Below are 3,911 nucleotides of genomic sequence, written 5' to 3'. Positions count from 1 at the left end.
CCACTCCGCCCCCGGGCCCGACCCCGCCGCCGCCCCCGGGCCCCGACCCCGTGCCGGGCCCCGACCCGTCCCCGATCCCCCCGGGACCGGAGCCGGTACCGAGCCCCGAGCCCGGACCTCCACTGTCCTGACCCGGGCACACGAACGGGGCGGTGGACGGCACATCCTGCCGTCCACCGCCCCGTACACGTCCGTCAGCGTCAGCGGCAGCGCCTACGCGGAGGTCTCCGACCGGTCCCCGCCCCACAGCGTGTGGAACGACCCGTCCCGGTCCACCCTGCGGTAGGTGTGCGCACCGAAGTAGTCCCGCTGCCCCTGCGTCAGCGCCGCCGGCAGCCGCTCCGCGCGCAGGGCGTCGTAGTAGGCGAGGGCCGCGGCGAAACCGGGCGTCGGCACACCCTGGCGGGTCGCGGCGACCAGCACCTCACGCCAGTCGTCCTGGGCGTCCGCGATCTCCTGCGCGAACGTCGCGTCCGACAGCAGGCTCGGCAGGTCGGGACGGGCGTCGTACGCGGCCCGGATCCGGTCCAGGAACGCCGCGCGGATGATGCAGCCGCCCCGCCACAGCGCGGACACCGCACCGAGGTCGATGTCCCAGCCGTACTCGCCACGGGCGGCGTCGATCTCGTGGAAGCCCTGCGTGTACGACACGATCTTCGACGCGTACAGCGCCTGCTCCACCCGGTCGGCGAACGCCCGGGCCTCCGCCTCGCTCAGCGGCTTCGCCTTCGGGCCGGCCAGCCCGCGCGAGGCCTCCCGCAGGGCCGCGTGACCCGACAGCGACCGCGCGAACACGGCCTCGGCGATACCGGACACCGGCACACCCAGGTCCAGCGCGATCTGCACGGTCCAGCGGCCGGTGCCCTTCTGCTCGGCCTGGTCCACCACCACGTCCACGAACGGCTTGCCCGTCTCCGCGTCGACGTGCGACAGCACCTCGGCCGTGATCTCGATCAGGTAGGAGTCGAGACGGCCCCGGTTCCAGGTGCGGAAGATCTCCGCGATCTCGGCGGGGGAGTAGCCGGCGACGTCCCGCAGCAGCTGGTACGCCTCGCCGATGAGCTGCATGTCCGCGTACTCGATGCCGTTGTGCACCATCTTCACGAAGTGCCCGGCACCGTCCGGACCGACGTGGGAGACGCACGGCGAGCCGTCCGCCGCCTTAGCCGAGATCTTCTCCAGCATCGGACCCAGCGAGTCGTAGGACTCGCTCGGGCCGCCCGGCATGATGCTCGGGCCGTTCAGCGCGCCCTCCTCACCGCCGGAGACGCCCATGCCGACGAAGTGGATGCCCTGCTCACGCAGGTCGCGCTCGCGGCGCCGGGTGTCGGCGAAGTGCGCGTTGCCACCGTCGATGATCATGTCGCCGGGCTCCAGCAGGGGTGCGAACTCCTGGATCACCGCGTCCGTCGGCTCACCGGCCTTCACCATCACGACCAGCCGCCGCGGCCGCTCCAGCGCAGCCACGAAGTCCTTGGCGCTCTCGCACGCGACGAACTCCCCCTCGCCGCCGAACTCCTCCACCAGGGCGTGCATGCGCGCGGGCGTCCGGTTGTGCACCGCGACCGTGTAGCCGTTGCGGGCGAAGTTGCGGGCGAGGTTGCGGCCCATGACCGCGAGACCCGTGACGCCGATCTGCGCTGTACTGCTCATTCGGTTCGCTCCTAAAGACCTCGGTATCGGTGCTGCCGGTGGGAGGTGCCCGCAGGCATCCCCCGTCGACCATCCTGACGTGCCGCTACTTCGTCCGCACGCCCGGGTCGCACGGCGTCGCGCAGGCTGATACGGACGAGAGCCCCGTCGCACTCAGCCGGCGGGTGCGCCCCGCGCGCGGCGCACCGGCGCACGGTGTGCCGCGCACGGTGCACCGCCGTGGCGCGCGTCGCGCAACAGGGGCCTCATACCGGCCATTTGGACTCCCGGGCGGCGAAAAGCCGTCTTGTTCTGGCCGGTTCGCAGCGCTTACTTTTGCCCCTCCTGACGCATGTCTAGGGGGGCTTTCGATGGCCGTACGCGGCCGGCACCGCCGGTATCAGCCGAACAGGATCAACCGCGCCTCGCTCACTGTCACGGCGGGCGGCGCGGGCATGGCACTGCCTTTCATGGGCACCGGCGCCGCGCAGGCGGCGGACGTGGACACCTGGAACAAGGTCGCCGCCTGCGAGTCCACCAACAACTGGAGCATCAACTCCGGCAACGGCTTCTACGGCGGACTGCAGTTCACCCAGTCCACCTGGGAGGCCTACGGCGGACGGGCCTACGCGGCCCGCGCGGACCTCGCGAGCAAGGACCAGCAGATCGCCGTCGCGGAGAAGGTCCTCGACGGGCAGGGTCCGGGCGCCTGGCCGGTCTGCTCCAAGCGGGCCGGACTGACCCGGGGCGGCGGCGAGCCCGACATCCGGCCGGGCTCCGAGCGCACGCAGCGGAAGGACGCGAAGAAGAAGACCTCCATCGAGGACGTACGGCCGCAGTCCACGCCGCAGTCCCGGGCGGGCAACGCCGAGATGTACACCGTGGTTCGCGGCGACACCCTCTCCCGCATCGCGGACGACCAGGACGTCCGGGGCGGCTGGCGGGGCCTGTACGCCGCCAACCGCGCGGCCATCGGGTCCGACCCCGATCTGATCGTGCCCGGCCAGCGCCTGGCGCTGCGCGGCGAGGGCGCCACGAAGACACGGCCCGAGCACAGGCCGGCGCCGTCGGCCAAGCCCGCGACGAAGAAGCCGGCCCAGGACCGCGCCAAGGAGCGGCCGAAGGAGCGGGTCAACGAGGAGAGCAGGGAGCGCGCCGACCGGTCCACGGCCACCCGGCAGGGATTCGTCGCCCCCGTCAACGCCTCCCTGGGGACGCCCTACCGCAAAGCCGGATCCTCCTGGTCGAAGGGCTACCACACCGGCATCGACTTCCCCGTGCCCACCGGCACGACGGTCAAGTCGGTCGCCTCGGGAAGCGTCGTCAGCGCCGGGTGGGGCGGCTCGTACGGCTACCAGGTCGTGGTCCGGCACACCGACGGCCGCTACAGCCAGTACGCCCACCTCTCCGCGATCTCCGTGCGGGACGGGCAGTCGGTGAGCGCCGGCCAGCGCATCGGCCGTTCCGGCTCCACCGGCAACAGCTCGGGCCCGCATCTGCACTTCGAAGTGCGGACGGGGCCCGGGTTCGGCTCGGACGTCGACCCGGTGGCGTACCTCCGGGCCGGCGGCGTCAGGATCTGACCCGCACGCGGTGCCGGTCGATCACGGGCAGCGGGACGTACGGGATGCCGTAGAAGGGCACATAGGAGAACGGGCGATCGTCGTCGGAGGCCGCCGCCCCCGACGACTCCCCGCTCTCGTACGAGGCATCCGCCCCGCCGGCCCCCGGCACGAACACGGCGGCCGGTGTGTCCGGGACGGCGGCTGCTGCCACCGTCTCCGCCGTGAGCAGCACCGTCGCCTCCTCCGGTCGCGGCGCGAGCAAGGCGGCCGGTGTCTCCGGCACGGGAACCGAAGAGGCCGCCTGCGGGCCGGACGCGAGTACCGCGGCCGGTGCGGCCGTTTCAGGCACGAGCACCGCCGTCGAAACCACCGGCTCCGGCACGCCCACGCCCGCCGCTTCCAGCCGTGGTGCGCGTGCGGCGGCCGGCGTGTCCGGCCGTGGCACGGTCACCGCGGCCCGTGCGCCCCGTCCTGGCACGGCCACCGCGGCCGATGATTCCGCCCCGTGCACCGGCATCGTCGCCGCAGCCGCAGCCGCAGCCGCAGCCGCAGCCGCAGCCGCAGGCTCCGGCACCCGCACACCCGCCGCAGCGCCCGCCCTCGGCACGATCACCGCGGCCGGTGCGCCCGGCCCCGGCACGAGTACCGCCGCCGTCACCACCGGCTGCCCTGCCGGCACGTCCGCCGTGCCCGGCCCGGCCTGCGCCCCGGCAG

General features: G+C 73.5%; 3 protein-coding genes and 1 pseudogene. 2 read left to right on the top strand and 2 right to left on the bottom strand.

The genetic code is table 11. The features are described from left to right. Positions 1–213 precede the first annotated feature (213 nt). Positions 214–1,653 carry an NADP-dependent phosphogluconate dehydrogenase gene (gene gnd / locus GTY56_RS22530; protein WP_161367146.1) on the bottom strand — a complete coding sequence of 480 codons (1,440 nt, stop codon included), beginning with the start codon at positions 1,651–1,653 and terminating at the stop codon, positions 214–216. 350 nt (positions 1,654–2,003) lie between these two features. Between gnd and GTY56_RS22525 the strand changes: the two genes are divergently transcribed. After that, complete coding sequence (locus GTY56_RS22525; RefSeq protein WP_161367145.1) at positions 2,004–3,215, top strand: transglycosylase family protein; 1,212 nt, start codon at positions 2,004–2,006, stop codon at positions 3,213–3,215. On the opposite strand, the gene GTY56_RS22520 is transcribed toward GTY56_RS22525, so the two are convergent. Further along, positions 3,205–3,429 (bottom strand): hypothetical protein, encoded by a 225-nt coding sequence (locus tag GTY56_RS22520; protein WP_161367144.1) that lies wholly within the window; start codon positions 3,427–3,429, stop codon positions 3,205–3,207. The genes GTY56_RS22525 and GTY56_RS22520 overlap by 11 nt on opposite strands. Here GTY56_RS22520 and GTY56_RS22515 point away from each other — a divergent pair. After that, positions 3,419–3,911, top strand: a pseudogene (locus GTY56_RS22515) (hypothetical protein); the annotation flags it as partial. The gene GTY56_RS22520 and the pseudogene GTY56_RS22515 overlap by 11 nt on opposite strands.

The sequence above is a fragment of the Streptomyces sp. SID5643 genome, from assembly GCF_009872555.1.
GTDB lineage: Bacteria > Actinomycetota > Actinomycetes > Streptomycetales > Streptomycetaceae > Streptomyces > Streptomyces iakyrus.
This window is presented reverse-complemented; position numbering and strand designations above follow the sequence as displayed.